This is a genomic window from Mesorhizobium sp. M7A.F.Ca.US.006.04.2.1, assembly GCF_004022915.1.
GTDB classification, from domain to species: Bacteria; Pseudomonadota; Alphaproteobacteria; order Rhizobiales; family Rhizobiaceae; genus Mesorhizobium; species Mesorhizobium ciceri.
Genome location: NZ_RZQA01000572.1, coordinates 1 through 4,224, shown reverse-complemented (window position 1 = coordinate 4,224; position 4,224 = coordinate 1). Strand labels below are relative to the sequence as shown.

Annotated in this window: 4 protein-coding genes and 2 pseudogenes; 4 read left to right on the top strand and 2 right to left on the bottom strand. The window is 65.1% G+C overall.

The genetic code is table 11. The annotated features are described in order from the left end of the window. Together EN925_RS25480 and EN925_RS25475 are read left to right on the top strand one after the other, a co-directional pair. A pseudogene (locus tag EN925_RS25480) lies at positions 1–573 on the top strand (TOBE domain-containing protein); the annotation flags it as partial. Further along, positions 573–1,658, top strand: a complete 1,086-nt coding sequence (locus EN925_RS25475) for an ABC transporter ATP-binding protein (RefSeq protein WP_127366117.1) — start codon at positions 573–575, stop codon at positions 1,656–1,658. The pseudogene EN925_RS25480 and the gene EN925_RS25475, both read left to right, overlap by 1 nt. Before the next feature lie 13 nt (positions 1,659–1,671). Here EN925_RS25475 and EN925_RS25470 read toward each other — a convergent pair whose 3' ends face one another. Continuing rightward, complete coding sequence (locus tag EN925_RS25470) at positions 1,672–2,103, bottom strand: DUF4437 domain-containing protein (protein WP_127385127.1); 432 nt, start codon at positions 2,101–2,103, stop codon at positions 1,672–1,674. Positions 2,104–2,239: 136 nt separating this feature from the next. Here EN925_RS25470 and EN925_RS25465 point away from each other — a divergent pair. Continuing rightward, positions 2,240–3,022, top strand: a pseudogene (locus tag EN925_RS25465) (MFS transporter); the annotation flags it as partial. 97 nt (positions 3,023–3,119) lie between these two features. Here the strand turns inward: EN925_RS25465 and EN925_RS25460 are convergent. After that, positions 3,120–3,398, bottom strand: a complete 279-nt coding sequence (locus EN925_RS25460; protein WP_128278686.1) for a GFA family protein — start codon at positions 3,396–3,398, stop codon at positions 3,120–3,122. A gap of 174 nt (positions 3,399–3,572) precedes the next feature. On the opposite strand from EN925_RS25460, the gene EN925_RS25455 reads away from it, so the two are divergent. Beyond that, on the top strand, positions 3,573–4,224 hold a 652-nt coding region (locus tag EN925_RS25455), incomplete at its 3' end, for an amidase family protein (RefSeq protein WP_245487294.1).

Below are 4,224 nucleotides of genomic sequence, written 5' to 3'. Positions count from 1 at the left end.
CGGCTGCACATCAAGCAGGGCTCGACCACCATCTATGTCACGCACGACCAGATCGAGGCCATGAGCCTGGCCGACCGCATCGTCATCATGCACGCAGGCGTCTTGCAACAGGTCGGCACGCCCGACGAGGTCTATTCGCAGCCGGCAAATCTGTTCGTGGCGCAATTCGTCGGCAGCCCGGTGATGAATGTCACCGATGCCGCAGTCGCCGAGACCGGATCCGCGGTCTCGGTAACGGTCGGCGGCGCGGCTTCTGGCTTCGAATTTCCGCAGGCATTGCTGTCGAAGCTCAACGGCCATGCCGGGCGGGAGCTCGCGCTGGGCATTCGCCCGGAGGGCGTGCTCATTCGGCGCGAGGCGACCGAGGGCTTCGTGCCTGTCGACACGCATATCGTCGAGCCGCTCGGCTCCTTCGACATCGTCGATCTCAAGGTCGGAACCGAGTTGCTGCGGGCCCGCACCAAGAGCGGCTTCGTTGCCGGACCCGGTGAAAGGGTCTTCGCCAGGATCGACCCGACCCAGGCGCATTTCTTCGACAAGGCAAGCGGCAAGTCGCTCGAGGTGAGACTCTGATGGCCCATATCCAGCTCAAGAACATCTCAAAGACCTTCGGCAACCACACGGCGCTCACCGGGCTCGATCTCGATATTGCCGATGGCGAGTTCTTCGTGCTGCTGGGCGAGACGGGCGCCGGCAAGACGACGACGCTGCGGCTTATCGCCGGCTTGGAAAAGCCCAGCGAAGGCCAGGTCTTCATCGACGGCGTCGACGTTGCCGACTGGGGTGCGGCCGAGCGTGACGTGGCGCTGGTGCTGCAGCAATATTCGCTCTATCCGCGCTACACGGTGCGCGAAAATCTCGAATTCCCGCTGAAGCCGAAAATTCGCCGGCTGCCCGACGCCGAGATCAAGGACCGTGTCGACCGTGCCGCCCGTACGCTGCGGATCGAGCATCTGCTCGACCGCAAGACGGATCGGCTGTCCGGCGGCGAGATGCAGCGCGTCTCGATCGGCCGCGCCATCGTGCGCAAGCCGCGTGTGTTCCTGATGGACGAGCCGCTGTCTGCGCTCGACGCCAAGCTGCGCGAGGCGCTGCGGACTGAACTGAAGAACCTGCAGATACAGCTCGGCGCCACCTTCCTGTTCGTCACCCACGATCAGATCGAGGCGATGTCGATGGGTGACAAGGTCGGCGTGCTCAACCATGGCCGAATCGTCCAGACCGGCACACCGCATGAGATCTACAACAATCCACGCGACACCTATGTGGCGAGCTTCGTCGGCTCGCCGCCGATGAACCTCATCGACGGCAAGCTCGTGAACGGCCGCGCGGTGATGGCGCCGCTGAATTTCGAATTGCCTTTTTCAGGGGGTGCCAAGGCGGGCGGGGCGACCGATGGTCGCCCGCTCGTCTTCGGCATTCGTCCCGAGGACGTCCATCTCGAGAGCGGCGCGCCGGTCGAGGCGCGTGTCCACGACGTCGAGAACCACGGCGTCGAAAAGATCCTGACGCTGCGCGTCGGCGACACGACACTGCGTGCCACCGTGCCGGCCAGGACCGATGTCGCCATCGAGCAGGCGGTGCGCTTTGCCTGGAACCCCGACAAGGTGGTGCTGTTCGACAAGGGCAGCGGCGTCAGCTTGCGACACGCCTCATAGGCTGCATGCGAGCCTATTTCTGGAAGTAGGTTTCGTAGGGCGTGTCGTTGATCAGCAGGATCACGCATTCCGTGTCGGAGACGCAGGCGTCGTCATGCATCTCATTGGCTTTCTGGGTCCAGTAGGATCCAGGAGGCAGTTCGACCTTGGTCGCCTCGCCGCCATCCATCTGCCAGTGCGCCCACATCCTCTTTATGACCACCGCACGATAATCCGCGGTGTGCGCATGGACCGGTGCGCGCCAGTTGCCGGGAACCTTCAGCAACGTGCCTGCCGGACCCTTGGCCCGCTCGCCCCACAATGGGCCAAGACGATGCGGCTGGTCGGGTACTTCCGCCATATAGGGGATCTTGTCGGCCGGCAGGTAGCTGTCCTCGAGGGCAAAGGCGCGCCCGGGAACCGCAAGCATGACGGCGAGTGCGATGAGCTTCGGATGATTTGGCATTGGTTCTCCTCTTCGGACCGGCTTGCCGCCGGCCTCTCGCTGCCTGGTTCTGGCAAGCTATTGCATGCGGGTGGCCCGGCAATGGCATTGCGTCCGGAAGGCTTGGCAATTCATCCAGACCCAGCGATCCACGGCCGCGCTGCGGCTGGTGCCGATGCGATTGATGCCGCGCGCCATGTCGATCATCCTGACCGGCGTTTCGCTGGCGACCGTCTGTGCGGCGTCGGTCGGCGCCTATGTCGGTGACATCTGGGGCTGGCGCACGGCCTTCATGATTGCGACCGTGGTCGCCGCCCTGGCGCTGCTGGTGCAGCTGGCCACCATTCCGAAATTGCCCCCCGTGGGTGTGGCAAGCTTCCGCACCTTGCTCGACGTGCTGAAGCGTCCGTCGATCAGAGTGGCGCTGCTGGTCGCTTCGTGACACTTTGCCGGCTTCACCTATGTCCGTCCCTTCCTCGAGAAGGTCCCCGTGCTCGACATCGAGACGATCTCGCTGGTGCTGCTGGCCTATGGCATTGGCGGCTTCTTCGGCAATGTCGCCGGCGGCATCCTGGCCGAGCGCAGCCTCAAGGCAGCCGTTGGGCTGGCGCCCTTGCTGATCGCACCGGCCGCCGCCTCGATGCTGGTTTTCGGAGCTTCGCCGACGATCGCCGCTGCCGCCGTTGCGGTCTGGGGCTTTGCTTTCGGCGCGGTTCCGGTCGGGCTGCAGAGCTGGCTGGTGCGGGCAGCACCCGACCAGGCAGAAAGCGCCGGCGGACTGATGGTGGCGACGTTCCAGGTGGCGATCGCGCTCGGCGCCGTCTTCGGCGGCCTGCTGGTCGACCACACCGGCGTCGCCAGTGCCTTCGCCCATTGCGGCGCGGCGACATTGCTGGCGGCCAGCGTGGTGTTCCTGCGCGGCCCGAAGCAGGCCGAGTAGCCTCGCCGCAATCAGGCTTCCCTGACACCTGCGCGTCGGCCCGAGAACCATCACGGTTTTCGGGTCGACGCCGTTGTGACGGCAGCGACGAACGAACTCAGGCCGACCGCCCGTCGAAATCGAAGACCGACAGGGTCGAGGGGTCGAGATCGGCCACGCAGTTGATGTTGATGTAGGCGCTGCGTTCACGGCCCTCGCGGACATCCTCCGCAAAGGGATGGATGCCGCAGGCCCGGCAGAACCGGTGCGCGATGGCATGATTGCCGAATGTGTAGGTGCCCAAATCGTCGCCCCAGGCCAGGACCCGCAAGGTCCCGTGCGGGATGGCACACAACAGGGCGCCCTTGCGCGAGCAGATCGAGCAATTGCACCTGATGGCGCTGGTCAGTTCGGCCTTGAATTCGAAGGCGACCTTGCCGCAGTGGCAACTGCCTTTGTTCCTCGCATTCGACAGGGTGCAAAACCGTCTGCGCCGGGTTAAGTCTCGGCAAGCCAGGCACTGGCCGCTATCCCTTAAGACGTTCAGGGCGTCCGGAGTCCGACACCGAAAATGCAATCCGTCCGTGATCATCTGGAAATCATCCTTGCGCGCCTCGCCGCCCGTGCCGGCGAAGAGCGTGTGTTCACGAAGCTCTATGCCGAAGCCGCGAGGGCCGCGGCCGATGCCAGCGATGCGCGCAGCCAAGCCGGCGTGACGCTCGGGCCGCTCGACGGCACCATCGTCTCGATCAAGGATTTGTTCGATGTCGCCGGCGAGCCAACCACGGCCGGCTCGCTGATGCTCAAGACCGCCGCGCCCGCCTTGCGCGATGCCGTGATCGTCAGCCGGCTGCGGCAGGCCGGCGCGGTCATCGTCGGCAAGACCAACATGACCGAATTCGCCTTCACCGCGATCGGTGACAACCAGCACTATGGCACGCCCGGCAATGCGATGGATGCCAGCCGTATCCCGGGAGGTTCGTCTTCGGGCGCCGGCGTTTCGGTCGGCGAAGGCACCTGCGACATCGCCATTGGCTCGGATACGGGCGGTTCGGTGCGCATACCGGCATCGCTGAACGGCGTCGTCGGCTTCAAGCCGACGGCGCGGCGCGTGCCATTGACCGGCGCCTACCCATTGTCGGCAACGCTGGATTCGATTGGACCGCTGGCGCTGAGCGTCACCGCATGCGCGGTCGCCGATGCCGCGATGGCCGGCGAAGAAC